The organism is Flavobacterium sp. W22_SRS_FK3 (genome assembly GCF_052113665.1).
Classification (GTDB): Bacteria; Bacteroidota; Bacteroidia; order Flavobacteriales; family Flavobacteriaceae; genus Flavobacterium.
The window spans coordinates 1-20,860 of record NZ_JBGQOF010000011.1; the positions used below are offsets into that span (position 1 = coordinate 1).

Annotated in this window: 14 protein-coding genes; 6 read left to right on the forward strand and 8 right to left on the reverse strand. The window is 33.8% G+C overall.

All coding sequences use genetic code 11. The features are described 5' to 3' along the window. Window positions 1–126 precede the first annotated feature (126 nt). The 4 genes from gldD to mutY are packed head-to-tail and all read right to left on the reverse strand — an operon-like array spanning window position 127 to window position 3,523. Window positions 127–687 (reverse strand): gliding motility lipoprotein GldD, encoded by a 561-nt coding sequence (gldD, locus tag ACEN2I_RS12185; protein WP_441766376.1) that lies wholly within the window; start codon window positions 685–687, stop codon window positions 127–129. Then, complete coding sequence (locus tag ACEN2I_RS12190) at window positions 687–1,979, reverse strand: gliding motility-associated protein GldE (protein ID WP_441766377.1); 1,293 nt, start codon at window positions 1,977–1,979, stop codon at window positions 687–689. The genes gldD and ACEN2I_RS12190 overlap by 1 nt, the downstream gene beginning before the upstream one ends. A gap of 23 nt (window positions 1,980–2,002) precedes the next feature. After that, on the reverse strand, window positions 2,003–2,440 hold the full coding sequence (locus tag ACEN2I_RS12195) for a single-stranded DNA-binding protein (protein ID WP_441766378.1): 438 nt from the start codon (window positions 2,438–2,440) through the stop codon (window positions 2,003–2,005). Between the two features lie 36 nt (window positions 2,441–2,476). Then, entirely contained in the window at window positions 2,477–3,523 is a 1,047-nt protein-coding gene (gene mutY, locus ACEN2I_RS12200; RefSeq protein ID WP_441766379.1) for an A/G-specific adenine glycosylase, read from the reverse strand. 140 nt (window positions 3,524–3,663) lie between these two features. Here mutY and ACEN2I_RS12205 point away from each other — a divergent pair, with 140 nt between their 5' ends. Both ACEN2I_RS12205 and ACEN2I_RS12210 read left to right on the forward strand, forming a co-directional pair. Next, window positions 3,664–3,954 (forward strand): HU family DNA-binding protein, encoded by a 291-nt coding sequence (locus ACEN2I_RS12205; protein ID WP_441766380.1) that lies wholly within the window; start codon window positions 3,664–3,666, stop codon window positions 3,952–3,954. Between the two features lie 388 nt (window positions 3,955–4,342). Then, window positions 4,343–5,887, forward strand: coding sequence for an Rne/Rng family ribonuclease (locus tag ACEN2I_RS12210; protein ID WP_441766381.1), 1,545 nt, complete (start codon window positions 4,343–4,345; stop codon window positions 5,885–5,887). Window positions 5,888–6,147: 260 nt separating this feature from the next. Here ACEN2I_RS12210 and pbpC read toward each other — a convergent pair whose 3' ends face one another. Both pbpC and ACEN2I_RS12220 read right to left on the reverse strand, forming a co-directional pair. Continuing rightward, window positions 6,148–8,523 (reverse strand): penicillin-binding protein 1C, encoded by a 2,376-nt coding sequence (gene pbpC, locus ACEN2I_RS12215; protein ID WP_441766382.1) that lies wholly within the window; start codon window positions 8,521–8,523, stop codon window positions 6,148–6,150. A 152-nt stretch (window positions 8,524–8,675) separates the two neighbouring features. Next, window positions 8,676–14,363: an alpha-2-macroglobulin family protein gene (locus ACEN2I_RS12220; protein WP_441766383.1), complete on the reverse strand. Its 5,688-nt coding sequence runs from the start codon at window positions 14,361–14,363 to the stop codon at window positions 8,676–8,678. Window positions 14,364–14,579: 216 nt separating this feature from the next. Between ACEN2I_RS12220 and ACEN2I_RS12225 the strand changes: the two genes are divergently transcribed. Continuing rightward, window positions 14,580–15,110, forward strand: a complete 531-nt coding sequence (locus ACEN2I_RS12225; protein ID WP_441766384.1) for a hypothetical protein — start codon at window positions 14,580–14,582, stop codon at window positions 15,108–15,110. A 2-nt stretch (window positions 15,111–15,112) separates the two neighbouring features. On the opposite strand, the gene ACEN2I_RS12230 is transcribed toward ACEN2I_RS12225, so the two are convergent. Then, window positions 15,113–15,556, reverse strand: a complete 444-nt coding sequence (locus tag ACEN2I_RS12230) for a nucleoside deaminase (RefSeq protein ID WP_441766385.1) — start codon at window positions 15,554–15,556, stop codon at window positions 15,113–15,115. Between the two features lie 61 nt (window positions 15,557–15,617). On the opposite strand from ACEN2I_RS12230, the gene ACEN2I_RS12235 reads away from it, so the two are divergent. Genes ACEN2I_RS12235 through ACEN2I_RS12245 form a run of 3 tightly spaced genes read left to right on the forward strand, consistent with a single transcriptional unit; the run spans window position 15,618 to window position 19,362 of the window. Beyond that, window positions 15,618–16,478, forward strand: a complete 861-nt coding sequence (locus ACEN2I_RS12235) for a hypothetical protein (protein ID WP_441766386.1) — start codon at window positions 15,618–15,620, stop codon at window positions 16,476–16,478. A 55-nt stretch (window positions 16,479–16,533) separates the two neighbouring features. Then, window positions 16,534–18,321, forward strand: a complete 1,788-nt coding sequence (locus ACEN2I_RS12240; protein WP_441766387.1) for a 1-deoxy-D-xylulose-5-phosphate synthase — start codon at window positions 16,534–16,536, stop codon at window positions 18,319–18,321. Between the two features lie 39 nt (window positions 18,322–18,360). Beyond that, the gene (locus ACEN2I_RS12245) at window positions 18,361–19,362 is read left to right on the forward strand and encodes a DUF3078 domain-containing protein (RefSeq protein ID WP_441766388.1); all 1,002 of its coding nucleotides are present in this window, start codon (window positions 18,361–18,363) and stop codon (window positions 19,360–19,362) included. A gap of 122 nt (window positions 19,363–19,484) precedes the next feature. On the opposite strand, the gene ACEN2I_RS12250 is transcribed toward ACEN2I_RS12245, so the two are convergent. Continuing rightward, complete coding sequence (locus ACEN2I_RS12250; protein ID WP_441766389.1) at window positions 19,485–20,831, reverse strand: deoxyguanosinetriphosphate triphosphohydrolase; 1,347 nt, start codon at window positions 20,829–20,831, stop codon at window positions 19,485–19,487. Window positions 20,832–20,860: the final 29 nt, after the last annotated feature.

The following is a 20,860-nucleotide window of genomic DNA, read 5'->3' on the forward strand; positions in this document are numbered from 1 at the left end:
CGTTGACTACGCTTTACATATTTTATTTGATCTTCCATAACGATGCTTTTTGTGTATCGCTATTTCAGGACTAGACATTTAAAACATATAAAAAAAGCGTTCAATTGAACGCTTTTTTTATATGTTTTATTTCCATTTCAAAGTTTCCATAAGTCGCTGCATATCGTTTTTAATATAACTTGCTGCCGGCATAATAGAATCAAAATTTGGTTTTGCATAAAAATAAACTGATCCCGTTATAAAATGTTTTGTACTATCGGTCACATAAAACTGCGAGTTAGTAGCTGCATTTCCATTTACCTGATAAAACATTCCGTACACCTTGTTTTCAGGGTTTAAATACGGCTGTTCCAATATATCATCTGCCTTAATAACATGCTCATAGGTTAATTTCTGGGCATCTCTAAGTAATTTATCGATATTATTATTAACAGGTTTGTAAGTCAGATAAATCGTGGCTTTCATTTTTGGATATGTAATAGCAAAACCACACTCTTTTTCACCTTTTATCACTGCAGCTTCATTCATTTCAAAAGAAAAAGGACATGGATTTTGAAAGTTTACATATTTAGCTTCCGGGTAATCCAGCCGTAAAAAACCAGCTGGCTTGGGAAGCACTTCATCCTTACAACTGCACACAATTAATAATAGAGAAATTGTTGTCAGGAAAATTATTTTTTTTAACATTATTCAATTGTTACTTTTATTTGTTTAACACGTTTTTTATCAACTGCTTCTATGGTAAAAACACAGTTTTCAAATGCCACTTTTTGATCTTTTTTAGGGAAATTTCCAAGAATTTCGAGAATAAAACCTGCCAGTGTTTCTGCTTCACCTTTATGAGATTCAAAAACATCTTCATCAACATCTATAATTCTATAGAAATCTTTCATGTTTATTTTTCCTTCAAAAAGATAATTTTTATCATCAATTTGAGAGAAATTTAAATGCTCATCATCAAATTCGTCACTTATATCTCCTACGATTTCTTCAATTACATCTTCTAAAGAAACTAAACCGGACGTTCCTCCATACTCATCAACCACAATCGCAAGATGGCTTTTCATATTCTGAAAGTCTTTAAGCAAATTATCCAGTTTTTTATTCTCCGGAACAAAAAAAGCTTCTCTAATTAAGGTTTTCCAGTCAAATTCGACTTTATCAATATGAGGCAATAAATCCTTAACAAATAAAACGCCTTCAATTTGGTCAATATTATCGCGATAAACCGGAATTCTTGAATATCCTTTCTCAATTATTTTGGCGTAAATTATTTCGAAAGATTCTGATATTTCCAATGCAAAAATATCTATTCTCGGACTCATTACCTGTTTGGTATCTGTATTTCCAAAAGAAACAATTCCTTCTAATATTTTTTGTTCCTCACTTGATGTTCCTTCAGAATCTGTGAGTTCTAATGCCTGTGAAAGCTGATCCACCGAAAAATTAGTTTTTTGTTTCCCTAATTTATTATGCAAATATAAAGTAACTGCTCGCATTGGTAAACTTACCGGAGAAAGTAATTTATCTAAAAAAGCCATTGGATAAGCTATCTGTTTGGCAAATTTTATATTATTTCTGCTGGCATAAACTTTAGGCAGCACTTCCCCAAAAAGTAAAATCAAAAAAGTAACAACAATTACTTCTAAAATAAACCTCAATAAAGAGGAATTAATACCATCAAAAACATTTTTACCTACAAATGAGAACAGAATCACTACTCCAATATTTAAAAAATTATTGGCTACCAACAATGTCGCTAAGAGTTTTTTAGGCTTATCTAATAGGTTCGAAATTATTTTACCCTTAGGATTATTTTCCTGAAGGACATCGTCTATATCCTTTTGAGACAGGGAAAAAAAAGCTACTTCAGCACCTGAAACAATAGCTGACAAAAAAAGCAAAACCAATATTCCGACAAAACCAATAATTAAATTAGTGTCAGCTGATGCAAAAAACAAACTGGGCTCCGGGTCCAAATTAAAAAAAATTAGTTAAACAATTAAAAAGGCAAATCATTGATAGGCAAGCCCTCATTAGGAGTTTCAAAGTTAGTGTTTTTTGGTGATTCTGAAGGCTGATGTTGTTTATTATCTGTTTCTTTTTTTGTTGTCAGAAACGTAAATTCGGTTACCTGAATTTCGGTAGTATATTTTGTAATTCCGTCCTCAGCTTGCCATTGCCTTGATTTTATGCGGCCTTCAACGTATATTTTATCTCCTTTTGATAAATATTTTTCACAGATTTCAGCAGCTTTATTGCGGACAACTAAATTATGCCACTCAGTCGAAGTAATTTTTTCACTTGTAGATTTATTGATATACACTTCGTTTGTTGCCAATTGAAAGCGCCCGATGCAGTTACCTCCATCAAAATAATGCATTTTAACATCATCGCCCAAATGGCCTATCAACATCACTTTGTTTAATGTTCCGTTCATGATATAACATTTGTGTGTACCAAAGATACATTTTTTTTAACGTCTTATTTCTTCCTTTTCAATAAAATTATAAATAACAATAGGGAAAGGAAATGTTTTTAATTCACTATTATTCAATCCATTAGGAATAATTTCATCAATTTTAACTTTCCAGAATTGAATATGTAAATGCTGGTGGGAAAGTTTATGAATTACTGTTGCATGCGAACATTCTTCAACACATTTAATAGTATATGAGGCCAAAATGCCATGCTGAATTGTTTTTGAAATAAAATCAAAATCGACAATTTCATCAGTTTCCAGCAAAGGAAATTCATATAAATTATGCCAAATACCTTTTGAAGTACGTTTTTGAATTAAAGTGTTTCCTAAAACATCTTCTAAAATCAGATAATTAAAAAACCGATTGGTAATCTTTAACTTTTTAGATTTTACCGGCAAAACATCAACTTTCTTTTTTTGCAGAGCCAGACAGCTTTCATTAAAAACACAAATAGAACAATCAGGATTTTTGGGCACACATTGCAAAGCTCCAAATTCCATTATTGCCTGATTGAAAATTGCCGGATTATCTTTTGGCATCAATTCATAAGCTAGTTCTGTAAACTCTTTTTTAGTCGCAGGCAAAGCAATATCAGATTCGATATCAAAATAACGTGCAAGAACCCTAAATACATTTCCATCAACCACCGGAACAGCTTCATTGTAAGAAAAAGAAGCAATAGCAGCTGCTGTATATTGGCCAACTCCTTTTAATTTTAATAAATCATTATAAGTAGCCGGAAAAATTCCATTTAAATCATTTGCAATATATTGAGCGGTTTTATGCAAATTTCTGGCCCGCGAATAATATCCTAATCCCTGCCAAAGTTTTAAAACTTTCTCTTCATCCGCATTTGACAAATCAAATACGGTAGGAAATTCTTTGGTAAAAGAAAAAAAATAGGGCATTCCCTGCGCTACTCTTGTCTGCTGCAACATAATTTCTGAGAGCCAAATATGATACGGATTAACAGTATTTCGCCACGGCAAATCACGTTTGTTTTGTAAATACCAATTTATCAGAAAGTTATGAAATTTCATTGCAAAATACTTAGAATGCAAAAGTAAATGTTTATGTGATTAAAATTTAACGAATTAGCTTGATTAATTATTTTTTTAATTCCTATATTTGCAAACTCAAAAAATAGTACATCATTTAAAAAAATAAAATAGGAAAGAAAATGACGAAAGCAGATATCGTAGCGAAGATTGCAGAAAAACTAGGTCTTGAAAAAGGAGATGTTCAGGCAACAGTAGAAACTTTTATGGAAGAAGTAAAAACTTCTTTAGAAACTGGAGATAATGTTTATCTTAGAGGTTTTGGAAGTTTCATCGTAAAAACTAGAGCTGAAAAAACAGGAAGAAACATTTCTAAAAATACCACAATCAAAATTCCTGCACACAATATTCCTGCTTTTAAACCTGCAAAAGTTTTTGTAGAAGGAGTAAAAACAAATAACGAAGCAAAATAACACTATTAATTAATCATAAAATCGATACGATATGCCAAGTGGTAAAAAAAGAAAGAGACATAAGGTAGCTACTCACAAAAGAAAGAAAAGAGCGAGAGCTAACCGTCACAAAAAGAAAAAGTAGTTTTAAACTACTTTTTTCTTTTTAAACGTTCATTGAAATTGAAAAAAGACGAAAGAGTAAAGAAAAAAGAATATAGACATCAAAATCTATTCTCTTTGTCTATTCTCTACTAGTCTTCTTTTCCCCGGGTTCAATACCTGTTAAAAATATTGTTTAATCCATCCTTGCAGAAGTTGATGGTTTTTAGTTTTTCAGACTATATGGTTATTTCACCAATGACTGATAATTAATTACTGTAACTAATTCACGGATAAAAATTTACAAATGAATAAAGAATTAATTATTCGATCAAGTTCAGATTTCGTAGATTTTGCCTTATTAAAAGATGGAAAACTAATTGAATTACACAAGGAAGAAGAAAAAAGCAACTTTCAGGTTGGTGATATTTTTATTGCCAAAATACGAAAACCAGTTGCCGGACTTAATGCTGCTTTTGTAAATGTGGGCTTCGAAAAAGATGCTTTTTTACATTATCACGATTTAGGCCCAAACTTAGCTTCCCAACTGAAATTCATAAAACTTGTAAGCGCAGGTAAATTAAAAGATTTCTCCCTAAAAACCTTTCAGTTTGAAAAAGAGATTGACAAAGATGGCATCATTACTGATATTTTAAGTGCCAATCAATCTGTCTTAGTACAAGTTGTAAAAGAACCTATATCTACCAAAGGCCCAAGGATAAGCGCTGAGCTTTCATTGGCAGGAAGATTTATTGTTCTCGTTCCGTTTTCTGACCGCGTTTCTATTTCACAAAAAATAGAAGACAAAAAGGAAAAGGATCGTCTAAAAAAACTTGTATTATCGATCAAACCTAAAGGATTTGGTGTTATTGTTCGCACAGTAGCCGAAGGCAAAAATACAGCCGAATTAGAAAAAGATTTGCAGAACCTGCTTGGCAGATGGACTGCAATGTGTAAAAAATTACCAACTGCTCATCATCCATCCAAAGTATTAGGAGAACTCAACAGAGCTTCTTCAATATTGAGAGATGTTTTTAATGATACCTTTAGTGGTATTCAAATAGATGATGAAGAGTTGTACCATCAAACGAAGGATTATTTGCAAGAGATTGCACCTTCAAAACAATCAATTGTGAAGTTTTATCAATCAAACGACACTCCGATTTTTGAGAAATACAATATAGAGAGACAAATCAAAACTTCTTTTGGAAGAACGGTTTCGATGAGCAAAGGTGCTTATCTTATTATAGAACATACTGAGGCTCTTCATGTTATAGACGTAAACAGTGGAAATCGTTCCAATAAAGCCACCAATCAGGAGGATACAGCCATGGAAGTAAATATGATTGCTGCCGCTGAAATTGCCAGACAACTTCGTCTGCGTGATATGGGCGGAATAATCGTAGTAGATTTTATCGATATGTCTAATCCCGAAAACAGGAAAGTTTTGTTCGACTTCTTGCGAGAAGAAATGAGCGACGATAAAGCAAAACATAAAATCTTACCGCCTAGTAAATTTGGCCTGGTTCAAATTACCAGACAACGCGTAAGACCGGAAGTTAATATTAAAACCAGAGAAGAAGATCCAAACAATGAAAATGGCGAAATTGAAGCACCAATTTTAATCATTGATAAAATCGCATCCGATCTGGACAGAATTTTAAAAAACCACAATAAAGTAGTACTTAATGTACATCCGTTTGTGGCTGCATACCTCAGTAAAGGTTTTCCATCCTTACGTTCAAAATGGTTTTTTGAGCATAAGAAATGGGTGAAAATCATACCTCGTGACGCTTACACGTACTTAGAATACCATTTCTACGACAAAAAAGGAAATGTTATTTCAGAATAAAATAAAAACCGCCTCTCGAAAGACTGGCGGTTTTTTTATGCGTCTTTGCGAGTAAATCTCGTCTTCAAAATTTGGAATTTAGGTTTTTAAAATTGGAACTTGTTTTACTAGGAGCTATTTCCAGCTATCCGCTTGTATCTTTTTCTGGCTAAAAGAGCCAGAAAAAGGATACCGCTCCTATCTGGGCTAGGGCTCTCATTTTCATGAGAACCTTTAATACTTTGAGATATCTTTGGCTTTTTGAATTTATTTTTTAATTTTTATTCTCTCACAATTTCAATCTTTCTTCTAATTTCATTCCCAAATGCATCCACAACCGTAATATAATGTATTCCTGAAGTTGGTATAATCGGCAATTCATGAAACGTTTTGGTTGTTGCTTTATAAACATCATCAAGATACCAAAACAATTCTTTATCTCTTTCGGAATAAGCCACTTTCAAAATTACAGGCTGTACTTCGCTGTTAAAATCCTTGGTCAAATAAATTTTACTATTGGCTTTCGGGTAAATAAAATCCATTGTCTTATTCTGCGTTCCCTCACAACCATCCTTAAAAGGAGGCAAAGGTAAATATTCAATATGCTGGCTCTTGTAATACCAAGCCATAACCGGAGGTAACACAAACCAGCCTTTAGTGACAATATCATCAACACTCTCACAACTACTGTTTACCTGAAATAGCTCAGATTTATCTAAATGAACCTTTTTATGATACGGACAAACAACAGTAGATTTTCCTTTTTTAGAAACCCATTGCTTAATTTTTGGACAATCTTCCTTTGCTAAATAACCGCTTAATCGGCAAATCTCAACATTTTCTAAATCTTTATAAGGTATTTCAAACCATCTTTGCCTTGGTAACAAATTAAAAACATCAAATAAAATAGGTGCGGCACTAGTAACTCCTGTTAAAGCTGGCCTTCCCTCCCCAGTTGCATTTCCTACCCAGATTCCTACCACATATCTTGAATTAGTCCCAATAGCCCATGCATCTCTGTTTCCGAAACTGGTTCCTGTTTTCCAGGCAATTTTTAAGGAACTGTCATAAAATTTCCAGGCTTCGTCACCTTCCGGTCTGTTTACTTCTTCCATTGCATTATACGTTAACCAGATTGATCCTGCTCCCAAAATATTCTTCTGATCTGTTTCTGTTCCAAAATCTGGTTTAAAATTATTTTTATAATTTAATTCTGTAAACTCATTTGTTCTATACTTATCCTGATTTTTACAGAAGTAATTTAATGTTGAAGATAAATTAGCGTAGGTTCTGCATAAATCCCATAAATTACTTTCTGCTCCGCCTAAAATAAGGGAAAGTCCATAATGATCTGGCGTTTTATTAATATCTCTCAGTTTGAACTTTTGCAATTCCTCATAAAACTTATTTACACCAAAATCCTGCAGCATCAGAACTGCCGGGATATTCAATGATCTTGATAAAGCACGATGAGCAGGAACAGCACCATCAAAAGTGAGATTGTAATTTTGCGGTGTATAACCGGAAATTTGTGTTGGAATATCAGCAATTAGAGTATTTGGCAATAATTCACCATCATCCAGCATTGCTCCGTATAAAAGCGGTTTTAAAATACTTCCGGTACTTCTTGGAGCCTCAATAATATCTACATCCTTTTGATGATCTTTATCTGTTGGTGCATTTCCAACATAACTCATTACATTTCTATTTTGTACATCAATCACCAAAATAGCCAGATTATGCACTTCATTCTGTTTATACTGGTTATAATAAGATATAGCTATCTGATTTACTCTATTCTGTAAAGCATAATGAAGTGTCGTTTTTACTCGTGTTCCTTCCTCTTTTTTAGCCACTCTTTGTAATAAATGCGGTGCAATTTGTGGCAAATTATAAGGTTTTTTCGGTAACGGCTCTTGTATAGAAAGTTCATAAGTCTGACTATCAATAATTCCTTCGTGATATAGCTTTAATAAAAGCCGGTTTCTCTTATTTAATAGCTTAATCTGATTCTTACCTGGATAAATCAAACTTGGTGCGTTGGGCAAAACGGCTAAAACAGCACTTTCAGCCCAGGATAATTGATTGGACTGCACGCCAAAATAACGCCATGAAGCCATTTCCAGTCCAACAACATTTCCCCCAAAAGGCGCATGAGCGGCATACATTTCGAGAATTTCATCTTTAGAATAACGCAATTCTAATCGGGTTGAAAGAATGATTTCGATTAATTTTTCAAAATAAGTTCTGTTTTTCCCTTTTCTGGATAATCGAATAACTTGCTGTGTTAAAGTACTTCCGCCTCTAACTACTTTCCCTGCTTTTCTGTTTTGCTTGAAAGCATTTACCATCGCTCCCGGATTAAATCCCGGATGTTTATAGAAATATTCATCTTCAAAATAAACAATGCATTTTTTGAATTTATCCGGCACACTGTCTTGCGCAGGAAAACGCCATTGTCCGTCACTAGCGATTTTAGCTCCAAGTAATTCTCCTTCTTTACTTTCTATAACGGTTGAATAGGGCTCTCTGAATAAAGTTCTGGGTATGGAAAAATAGTAAATCAGCAAGAGTATAAATACAATTGCTGATTTTATTTTATTCTTTTTTATCCAATTTATAATGCGTTTTGAGAACGCTATTAATTTATTTTTCAACCTATTAGTTATTTAGTAGCGAACCAGCACAAAGGTTTACGCCAAAGTTCGCAAAGAATATTCTTTAAAAATTTTAGCCCGCAGATTAAGCAGGTCTTGCAGATCAGAATTTAAAAAATCAGCTAAATCTTAAAATCTGCGTGCTATTTAATTTACTTCGCAACCTCAACCCAGAATCCTTTTGTTCTGGCCAGGAAGGTATTGTCGTACATAGCTTCACATTGTAAACCTGGCAAATAATAGTTTCCTAAATACGATGCGTTTAAGAGAATTCTGAAAACTTTGGTTTCTCTGGCTTTCATTCCAAAATAAAAATTAGTTCTATCGTCACGAATATCAATATAATCGGCAATGTTATTTACTGGGTCTCCATAATCTGTAAAACGAGTATTTACGATTTCAAATCCGGAAGGCAGAATTTGAGATAATGCCACATTTTTAACACTCTCTCCTCTTTGATTTTTAATAGTAACCTCAGCAACAAACTCTGTTCCCTGATTAATTTTCGAAACATTAATTACATTTCCTTTTCTGTTTTTGAAAACTAGAGAAGCTGAAACATCATTTTGAACAGCATTTTCTTCTCCGATCGGTAATATTCCTGTATTCAATACACGAACATAAATCGTATTATTTTTATTGTTTTTCAACGTTATACTATTTGTTCCGGTTGCTACCGATAAACCACGATCAGCAACAGTTTTTTGAGTATTTATCGTTTCAGCTTTACCATTTTTGCTAAACTGAAGATTGATTCCTTTAGGACCGTTACTAATAGCGAACTTCGACATTGCATACAAACAATACGCCGTAGTTTGTGTACTCATCCATTGATTGGATGACATTTCTTTGGCTAATTTCGAAGCCATTGTAAAGACTTTTTGTTTTTGTCCTAACAGCAGCATGGTTTCCAAAGCCATTGCTCTGTTTCTTTCGCCCGAACCATAATAGTAGTAACTATAACCATCTGAATTACCATCAATACTTGTTTTCAAAAACAAATTTTGTCCAGCCGATTTTTGACCAGCCAAAACATAGGCAGCTGCCAAACGAAGCATACTTTCATTAGAAATACCTTTTGTTTCGCGCAATCTGTTCATTGAAGATAAATCGGCATTTCCGGTTAAAGCTAATGTATATAATCTATAAGCCTGAGCTAAATCATTACCATATTTTGGTTCAAAACGCCATTGTTTAGCTTCTTTTTGCTGATATGCCAACCATTTTGATTTGAAATTTATTGGCAATACATATCCTTTTTTCTCTGCTTCTATCAGGAAATGGCCCGCATATGAAGTCCCCCAATCATCAGCAATTGAATTTCCCTGCCAATAAGATAATCCACCATTTGACAATTGGAAATTCCCTAATCTTGCAATTCCCGCTGCAATATTTTTTTGGATAATATCTTTACGTTTCGCATCAATATCGGCAACATCGCTTAAGAATAATTGAGGAAAAACGGATGAAGTCGTCTGCTCCACACAACCATACGGATATTGAATTAGATATTGTAATCTTCCGTTCAAATTCATGGATGGCATTGACGATACTTCTAATCTTGCTTTATTACTTCCTGCTACACCAAAAGTTTTCCATGAAAGTGTTTTAGTACTATTTGGCGACAGAACGACATCTGTAAAAGTATTTGTTACGGGATTCGGATTTGTCATGTCAATCTCAACATCATAAACTGACTTCTCATTTCCTGAAGTAGCAATAACCTGTACTTTTGCTATTCCGGTTGCAGCACCTACCACTAAATTGAAATACGCCATTTTTTCATCTGGCTGTGCAAAACATAGTTTTTGAACAGGGCTTCCAATTACTTTCAATCCGTTACTGGTTTTTACCTGAATCGAAACATTTTTAATTTTGCTTTCTGTAGCAAAAACAGTTACCGGAAGTGTCACTTTTTCTGATGGTGAAATTTTTCTCGGTAATGAAGCCAATACCATCAAAGGACTCTTAACCGGAGTTGCTTTTTCTACACTTCCATACGCACTTGTTACTGCATCTCCAGCCACAACCATTGTCCTAACAGAACCTATATATTTTGGAAGCTTTAATTGATGTGATTTCGTTTCTCCTTTTTCTAATTTAAACGGACCGTAATACAATACAACCGGTTTAAAACGATTGGCTTTTTTAGCTTTTCCGCCGCCCAAATCCTGATCTCCACCAATACTGAAAATCTGATTTATTTTTCCGCCATACGCACCAATTACATCATCATAAACATCCCATGTTTTTACACCCAAAGCTTCTCGCACATAAAAACTGTCCCAGGCATTTGGTGTTTTAAAACGGGTCAAATCCAAAAGTCCTTCATCAACAACGGCAATCGTATATGTCATTTCTTTGCCCGACTTCTCTCCTACCTTTACTGTAAAAAGCTGTTCTGGTTTCAGTACATCATGCATATTAATTGTTGGTGCCAGAATGGTGTTTTTATCGACAACTTCAATCGGAACGATTCCATACATACGAATAGGCGAATCATTTTTGGTTGAAGCGTGCGGCTGTAATAAGGTGATATTAAAATAGACATTTGGTGCCATTGCTCCCGTAATTGGAACTTCGACTTTTGTTTCTCCATTTTTAGTTTCTGCCCATATGGTCTGGATTACCCGAGATCCGTTTTCAATAGAAATTAAAGCGCGTCCGCCATCACTTGAAGGGAAAGATATTTGCGCTTTTTCTCCAACAGCATAATTCTTTTTATCAGTAGAAAAAACCAGCATATTTGCTGTTGAAGCATCTCTGTTTCGCGTTTTTCCTGACCAGATTGGCCAATCTATATTTACCGTTAAGGCAGTTGCGTGTCCACCGTTTGTGTCTTCAACCCGGATCAAATAACGACCCCATTCTTCATCGGTCAACGCAAATTCAAAATTTCCTCTACCGCTTGAATCTGTATTAATCATTTTGCTTCTGTAAGAAGTCGTTGCATTAGAAGAATTATAATTGGATAAATTATCGCTTGAAGCATCCCACCACCAGCGCCATTCTACTTTATAAATTCTTACTTCGAGATTTCTTACTGCTTTAGCTCTTCCGTTTTCGTCAACGGTAACAACTTCAAAACGATTATTAGTTCTGGTCTCCAGCATGCCGTATTTGTTAGGCTCAGGCGATTTAATACCTACATATGTTTTATATGGAGAATAAGTTGTCGAAATCACATCAGTACTAAAATCTCCTCCTTCTTCATATACTTTTGTAATAAACGAAGCTCGTAACATTCCCGGAGCCTGACCTTGTAATTTTGGCTCAATATTTACTGATGCTTTTCCGTTTTCATTTAATTTTCCGGAAAAAACATTGATTTCTTCTGTACTGAACTGACGCACTAAATCATCAAAAGTATATTTCTCAAACCCTTTAAAACTGGTTATTTGCTGAGAAAATTTTGCCTGCATTTCTACATTTAAATTCTTAGCAATCGCACCATGAAGCCAGGTTACTTCAAGATTATCTGTATTGGGAGAAGAAGAAGAAAGTGTTTTTCTGGCAAATGTATTTTTAATTTTCAAACGATTTGGTTTGATCGTTTCTATTTTAATACTTTTATAAAATTTAGCACCTCCAACACTAACCATCGCTTCCCAATTTCCTGTGGGTGCTTCTGTACTTGTTGGAACTGTAAAGACATAATGATTTAATTCATTAGTTTTTTGAACAGTCTGATAAACCGTTTTTCCATTCGGATCATTCAGTCTAAATTTAATTGGATGTGATTTTGGAAGCTTATTCGAAGCATCATTCAAAATAAAAGACAAATACAAATTATCTCCCGGTCTCCAAACGCCTCTTTCACCATAAATAAATCCTTTTAGACCTTTCTGTAATGTCTCACCAGAAACATCAAAATTACTGACAGACAACGAAAGTCCGTCATCCAACTTTACATAAGTCGATTGTTCTCCTAATGTAACTATAGCAAAATAAGCAAATTTGTCTAATTGGAAAGAAGCAATTCCTTCGCTGCTTGTCGCTTCAGTTCTAATTTTTTGTTGTTGGTAATTATACAAATCAACTCTGGCATTCGAAACTGGTTCTGTCGTTACAATGTTATTTACAGCAAATAAATAAGACTTATTTTCACCTCTTTTAGCGATAACTCCTAAATCTGAGGCCAGAATATTAGTCGCAATTTTGGCATTATAATAATAGGAACCAGAGCAGGGATCCTGACTTTCTCGCCAGTCATAATCATCATAATAATAATCGTCATACGAGTTACCGCTATAATTTACGTCATTTTCATCAACTTCTTCCTCTTCTTCATTTTGATCCCCATCTGATGTTTCGCATTTATATAAAGAATATTTCTTTTTGTATTCAAATTCTACTCTATAAATCGCGCCCGGTTCAGGTTTGATAATTTTAGATAAATCTAAAGCATATGTATTCCATTTTGCGAGGTTAACCAGTGTGCTTTCTTTTAAATTAAGTGTAGTCTTGGCAATTGGCTGTGCTACTTTCTTAAGATTTTGCGCTCCGTTTAATTCGTTGTACTGAAGAAATTGTAGAATATTGTTTTTGTAGATTTTATATACTTTTACATCAACAGCACTTAAATTTACGGCCTCAAAATTTAATTTTAGATTATTTGAACTTGGCAGAATCGTCCCGTTTTTAATAAAGCGAACACTTGGTTTTATCTGGTCAAAAGAAATTTTCTCACTATAATTTGCGTCCATCTTTTTGCCGTACTGGCTCTCGATTCCCTGAAAAACTTCCAAAAGTAATTCTCCTGTAATAACTTGTTCCGGCTCTTCGTCAGGAACTACTTCAACGGCTGTGTCTGCATAATCAGCAGCTGCGACCTCAACTACAGCTGCGGCAGAATCAACAACAACTACAGTCGAATCAACAGTAACAACTTCGGTTTCTTCCTCAACAACAATGGGCTCAGGTTGTTCTTTTTTAGTGGCAGTTTCATTTTTAAAATATACTTTCAATAAATTTCCCTGTGTAGAAAACTTTAAATTATTGGTGTTCTGAATTGATACTAATCCTTTAAAATCCTGTCCTTTTTCCAAAGGTTCAGAAAAATTAATCAAAACCGATTGACTGCTCCCGTCAGGAACTTCAACTTTTATAATTTTAAATTCGTTTATACTGGTAACTGGAAAATCAATCTGCCCTTTCTGTTCGATATCAAAATCTTTTCCATCATATAAAATTTCAAGATTTGTAGCTTCAGGGTAACGCTGAATACTATCAATTATAAAACGAAATTCTTTAGCTGTACCAGTCGTTTTTTCAAACTTGATTTTAAGGTTATTTCCTTTTTGTTTGGCTTCAACTAATTTAACAGCAGTTTCAAAATCAATATTATCTGCTGTTTTTAAAACACAGTTTAAATATTGATATTCTTTACTATACGATTGAATATCTGCCGTATTTATCGTAAAATCCTGTTTGATTGTTTTAACTGTGAAATTAAATTTTGAAAGTTCTTTTTCTTTCTCTTTCGGAATCGCAGTCAGCTTATCTAGGTTTAAAGTTACCTGGTATTCTGTTCCGGGCGCTAACTTTTTCCCCGGAATAAAAGCAATTGTATTGGTAGAAAGAGCCACGACTTTTCCGCTTACACCTGGCGAAATATCAAATAAGTCCTCATCTAATTCCTGATTGGGTTTCCAGTCGTTTTTATCGAAAGCCAAGACCACTCGAATATCAGAATCAGAAGAAACGATTCCACCCGTAAAACTGGTTATATACTCTTTAAAAAGTGAAAAATCGGAATTGAAATCTGCCGCCGATTTTTTGCCGCAAGATTGAAAAATAAAAAATACAAAAAATACGAGACTTAATCCTTTTACTTTCACTTTTATGTAATGTTTATGGTTAAAAAATTAGAAATTTAATAGGATTCACTTTAAAAACAAAACAGTAAATTCAAATTAAATTGCAGTAAATATAAAATTTTTTTTGCTTTTTTTTAAGAAGAATTTTCTTTGTACCAGCACTTAACTTTTTTATTTAAGTTTTAGAAAAACGAATCCTTAAAATACTATATTTCACAACATTTTAATACTATAAAAATGGCCGCCCCAAAAAACAGATATTCTACTGAAAGTGAATTTATTATAAAAAATAAAGGTGTAATTATATATTTGCTGACTGTAGTAACATTTTTTATTTTGACTGGTTTCGCAGATTATTACATTTTGCCAGTTTCAAAAACTACAGATTTAATAACTCATTACAGTGTTCAAACTACTGGAAAATCCAAACAAAAAGTTTCTTACCATTATTTTACAAAAAAGGGATTTACATTCTCAACAGCAAAAGAATACATTCAAGACAATAATATTGAAATCGAAACTTCCGTATTATTTAAATCAATAACTGAAGTAAAGTCAAACACAAGAAACTATACAAGTCTAATTTCAAGCGGATTAAGCATTAATGGTGTTCTGTTTTATTTTTGCCTTGTTCTGCTTTTTTCGATAGGAATAAGTTTAAAAATACTTCTTTCAAAAAAAGGTTTCTCAGAAAACACGTTTTATAATATAATCTGCTTTAATTCATTTATGATTTTCCTATGTCTTTACATGACTTACTTATTCTAAAATTATTTTCTTCTTTCTAAAAAAAAACGCTTCATAAGATCTGCTGCTTCATTCGCCATAACACCTGAAACGACAGTAGTTTTAGGATGCAGTTTTGTTCCCATAATCATAAAGCCACGTTGCTCATCACGAGCGCCAAAAACGATTTTAGAAATCTGACTCCAATACAAAGCTCCGGCACACATTTGACAAGGTTCAAGAGTCACATATAAAGTACAATCTTTTAGATATTTTCCACCAAGAAAATTGGCTGCGGCCGTTATCGATTGCATTTCGGCATGAGCTGTAACATCATTTAGCAATTCGGTTAAATTGTGACTGCTTGCAATTACTTTATTAGCCACAACAATTACGGCTCCAACAGGAATTTCGCCCTTTTTATAGGCTATTTCTGCTTCCTGTAAAGCTTTTTTCATAAAATATTCGTCAGTGAAGGGATTTATCATAGTTACAAAAATACTGTTTTAGTATTTATTTTTTATTACATTTAATTTTTGAAATTAAAATATGGAAAGAAAACATAAAATAACGATTCCGGAACCTTGTCATGAAAATTGGAATAAAATGACTCCTAAAGAAAATGGCCGTTTTTGTTTAAGCTGTTTTAAAACTGTTGTGGATTTTACGACCATGTTACCAGATGAAGTGCAGCATTATTTTATTCAAAATAAAAATGTTTGCGGAAGGTTTAAGAAATCACAATTAGATACAATTACAATACAAATTCCGAGTCGGATTTTATATACTCAAACACATTATCATAAAATGTTTTTATTAGCCTTGTTCATTGCAATGGGTACAACTTTATTTAGTTGTCAGGATAAAAAAGGGAACAAACAAAAAATTGATACAGTTGAAGTAGTTAAAAATTCAAAAACAGAACATATACAAGTTGGAGATATCAAAATAAAAAATATTGACACAAATAATATACCGCCTCCGCCACCTCTGCCCAAAGTTGACCATGTTAAATTTGTAAATCCTGCTGATATCACTAAAAGCAAAAAAATAAAATCAGCAAAAATCAGCAGCAAAGAAAAAAGTAAAGAAGATGATTCATCATTTGTTACAGGTGCGGTAATGCAGAAAAATGCAGAATTCCCAGGTGGCATTGACCCGTTTTACACCTTTTTTGGAAATGAATTTAAAACTCCGGAAAATACAAACACCAAAAATCTCAAAATTAGAATATCATTTGCAGTTGAAAAAAATGGATCTTTGTCTTACATACAATGTGAACCGGCTATTGACAAAACAATAGAAGCAGAAATCATCAGGGTTTTAAGCTTATCCCCAAAATGGCAGCCGGGAGAATCAAATGGCAAAAAAATAAAAATGCAATACTCCTTACCAATTGTATTGGAATAAGATCTCAGTTAAAAAAATTAAATTTAAAAACCGTAAATTTGCTTTTTATCATACAATGAAAAGCAATTTACTTTCAACCCTATATAATCCTGCAGATTTACGATTACTTTCGGAAGAACAGCTTCCGGAAGTTGCAAAGGAATTACGACAATTTATAATTGATGTTGTTTCTGTAAAAGAGGGACATTTAGGTGCCAGCTTAGGCGTCGTTGAATTGACAATTGCCTTACATTATGTCTACAATACACCCGAAGATTTACTGGTTTGGGATGTAGGGCATCAGGCTTACGGGCATAAAATCTTAACCGAAAGAAAAGAAAACTTTCATACCAACAGACAAATCGGAGGTATTTCCGGTTTTCCAAAAAGAAGCGAAAGTATTTACGACACATTTGGTGCTGGACACTCTTCAACCTCTATTTCAGCAGCATTAGGAATGGCCATTGCCTCTAAATTAAAAGGTGATTTCGACAAGCAGCATATTGCAGTTATTGGCGATGCTTCGATCGCAAGCGGAATGGCATTTGAAGGCTTGAATCATGCCGGAGTTAGTGATGCTAATTTATTGGTTATTCTGAATGATAATGCTATCGGAATTGATCCAAGCGTTGGAGCACTAAAAAAATATCTGACAGCTGTAAAAGAAGGGAAAAACCCGAAGCAGAATAACATGATCAAATCATTAAATTTTGATTATTCGGGTCCTATTAATGGCCATGATCTTCCGGCCCTACTGAAAGAATTAAAACGCTTAAAAAAAACAAAAGGCCCAAAATTCCTTCATATCGTTACGATTAAAGGAAAAGGCCTGCAGCAAGCAGAAGAAAATCAGGTAAAATATCATGCACCGGGAAAATTTGATGCTTCAACAGGTGAGATTCATTTAAAATCTGAAGAAAATTTACCTCCAAAATATCAGGATGTATTTGGTTTAACTATTTTAGATTTAGCCAAAAAGAATGAAAAAATCATCGGAATTACACCAGCCATGCCATCCGGAAGCTCCTTGAAATTTATGATGGATGAAATACCGGAACGCGCTTTCGACGTTGGAATTGCTGAACAGCATGCTGTAACACTGGCTGCAGGAATGGCGACACAAGGCATGATTGTATATTGTAATATTTATTCTACATTTTTGCAACGCGCTTACGATCAGGTTATACATGATGTTGCATTGCAAAATTTGCCGGTAATTTTTTGTTTAGACCGAGCTGGTTTGGTAGGTGAAGATGGCGCTACACATCACGGTGTTTTTGATATTGCTTATTTACGAGCAATTCCAAATATGATTGTTTACGCACCAATCAACGAAATTGCTCTTCAAAATATTTTATATACTTCTCAATTAGGACTAAATCATCCTATAGCAATTCGATATCCGCGTGGTCGTGGTGTTTTGCCAAATTGGGGAGTAGAAAATTTCGGACATTATGAAAAAATTAAAATTGGAAAAGCAAATTGCTTAAAAAACGGAAATAAGATAGCTGTTTTGTCAACAGGAACTATTGGAAATAATGTGGTAGCTGCGTTAAATGAATCTGGCAATCCTGAAGCTATAGCTCATTATGATTTTCCGTTCATTAAACCTTTGGATATCAAATTATTAATTTCTATTTTTTCAGATTTCAATACTATAATCACTATTGAAGACGGCACAATAAATGGAGGTTTTGGAAGTGCTATTTTAGAATTTTCTGCTGCCAATAATTTCACTAAAGAAATAAAAATTTTAGGTGTTCCCGACCTTTTTATCGAACACGGCACAGTAATTGAGCAGCAACAATTTTGTAAAATTGACGTTAAAAGTTTAATAAATCTTTTTTCAAAGATTGAAAAATAAGTATTTTGCAACTCCAAAAAAAATCAAAAGTTAAACCTAATGAAATTATTGCGAACATCCCTTTTATTACTTCTTTTTTTATTTTCTTCCAACAATTTTGCCCAGAGTATTATCCGGACTACATTAGATCCTGGCAAAGTTCCGCCTCCACCATCTAATTGGAGCAAAAAAAACAAACTTGGTTTTGATATTTCAGAAATTGCGTTCGTGAACTGGAGTGCCGGGGGAACTAGCTCCATTTCAGGACTTTTTAAGGGTGAGTTTACAAGAACGTATGCTAAAGAAAACCATAAATGGTTTAATGAGCTTATTGTAAAATATGGTATGAACAAACAAGATGGGACCGAACTGAGAAAAACAGATGACGCCTTTCAATTTAACTCTACATACGGATTTAGAAATGATACACTTTCAAATTGGTATTATTCGGCTAAGTTTAATTTCAATACACAATTTACCAACGGTTATAAATATCCAAACAGGGATATTGCAATTTCAAAACCTTTTGCACCAGCTTATATCTTCCTTGGAGCCGGAGCGGAGTATTCAGACAAGAAAAAAAACAGGACCTTTTATTTCTCTCCAATTACATTAAAAACTACTTTGGTATTGGATGACAATTTAGCAAACCAAGGTGCTTTTGGTGTTAAAAAAGCAGTTTATGCTCCTGACCCACTCGATCCTGAAAACCAGATCTTAATTGAAGAAGGCCAAAAAGTAAAGGCTGAATTTGGTATATTATTTACCGGATATATGAAAAGCGAAATTTATAAAAACATTTTTTACGAAAACAGATTGACTTTATATACAGATTATTTAAATCATTTTGGAAACGTAGATGTTGATTACGATACACGCTTAGATCTGGTAGTTAATGCTTATGTAAAAGCAAACATTGGTGTTCATCTTGTTTATGACGATGATATCAAAACAAAAAAAGATGTTGTTGACCCTACAACGGGTACAACATCTCAGGTTAATGATGGACCAAGAACTCAATTAAGACAAGTTTTAGGCGTGGGTCTTGTATATGCTTTTTAGAAACTTGTAAAAACAGATTTTCTTATTTGAAAATAAAAAAGAGAGCAGTAAGTTCATTTTTTCTGCTCTCTTTTTTAGGGCTATTACATCCTATTTTATTAAATGCTAAATATTTTCAACTACTAATTCGTTTTCCTGCCGTTGATTGTTTCAAATAACTCCAAAGCATTACCATCAGTTAGAAGCGAAACATAATGGCAAATATGAAGCAATCGTTCATACAAATTGGTTTTGTCCAAATGATGCTTTTCCGGCAGCATTTTTAAAATCAGTTTATCATAATTGGATGCCGTTCCATCGTATTTGTTGTTAAACGCATTGATAAATTTATCCAGCAAAGTCTGAATAATTTGATAACCTACAATTTCTTTCTCTATAACTTCACGGCTCTGATAGATTTTTTCGACGCTCAATTTGATGATGTCATCCATCTGGGCTTTGTATTTACTTTTATCTGTTAGAGCATAAGGAAAATTTCCGGACAAAATTTCTTCTTCATTTTCAATAAAAACATTCACTGCATCATTGATTAGAGCACCAATTGCCAATGCACGCAGATAACTGATTCTGTCTTCTTTAGTTTCTAACAATTTATACTTGGCAACCCCAATATTGTCTTTTACTAATTTTATTAAATATTCTAAGGCGAAATCTTCAGAAACCAAACCTAAATTAATTCCGTCTTCAAAATCGATAATGGTGTAGCAAATATCATCTGCTGCTTCAACCAAATAGGCTAAAGGATGTCTTTCAAAACCAATGTCGCCATCAGATTTATTAGCAATCATCCCCATATCATTGGCAACTTCTTCAAAAAATGATTTATCTGTCTGAAAAAAACCATATTTTTTATCGGCAATATTATTTGTTGGCTTTTTAGGAAGACTTTCTTTTGGATATTTCATAAAAGCACCCAAAGTGGCATACGAAATTCTAAGTCCGCCTTCAATTCCCGGTCGACTTGCTGTCAATACTGAAAATCCGTTCGCATTTCCTTCAAAATCAATTAAATCCTGCCATTGTTTAGCGGTCAGTTTATCTTTATATTTTAAGCCTTTTCCGATTGAAAAATATTCTCCAATTGCTTTTTCGCCAGAATGCCCAAAAGGAGGATTACCTATATCATGCGCTAAAGAAGCTGCTGCTACAATAGCACCAAAATCGTTCATATGATAGCCATGAATCTCTTTTAAATATGGGTATTTTTCAATAATTTTTTTTCCAACTAAACGCCCCAGCGAGCGTCCCACAACCGAAACCTCTAAACTATGCGTTAACCGGGTATGCACAAAATCTGTCTTAGAAAGCGGAATCACCTGTGTTTTATCCTGCAAAGACCGAAAAGCCGCCGAAAATATGATTCGGTCATAATCTACCTCAAAGCCTAATCGGGTATCATCTTGTTCTACACGTAATCTTTTGCTAGTATCGCCTTGGCGTTTTAGTGATAAAAGTTGTTCCCAGTTCATTATGATTTTTGATTGTCGATTAACGATTT